Source organism: Paraferrimonas sp. SM1919, assembly GCF_010993985.1.
Classification (GTDB): Bacteria; Pseudomonadota; Gammaproteobacteria; order Enterobacterales; family Shewanellaceae; genus SM1919.
In genome coordinates, this window is the sequence record NZ_WINH01000139.1 from 1 (window position 1) to 509 (window position 509).

The following is a 509-nucleotide window of genomic DNA, read 5'->3' on the forward strand; positions in this document are numbered from 1 at the left end:
GCTTGAATACTCCGGCGTTGTTCGGGATGTTGGTAGCCAAAGCCGCGGAAAGGGATCCTACCGAAGGTATATGTTTCATCACGCACTTGTGGCAACTGACAATGCGCTTTCGCTCGGTAGAAGTTTTTCCCTACGTACCGTTTGTGATGGGCTATCTGCAGGAGGCTCCCAATCATTAGTTCGCGCAAAGGCCTCCACTTTGCTAGGAAGCGATTACGAAGGCCGTTGCAAGCTGAGCTTTTCGCAATGTCCGAAATGTGGAACACAACGAGCATTTTCAGATCAAAGGTACTGTATGAAATGCGGCACCGAGTTGCGCGACGGAAGTATCTATGCAGAGGTTCTTCGCCTATCTCTAACAGAATTGCCACTACCAGAGCGAAAACTCGAGGACATTATTTCCCATACGAATTTGCGCACAATTAATGACATACTGGCCGATGATCGACAGAAATTGCGCACCATCCCCTATGTCGGGCCTGTGTGGGCAAAACGCATCTATGATGCTG

General features: G+C 49.3%; 1 protein-coding gene. It reads left to right on the forward strand.

The genetic code is table 11. The features are described from left to right. Positions 1–295: 295 nt before the first annotated feature. The coding region (locus GFB48_RS17645; protein WP_205597773.1) for a hypothetical protein at positions 296–509 on the forward strand (214 nt) is incomplete at its 3' end.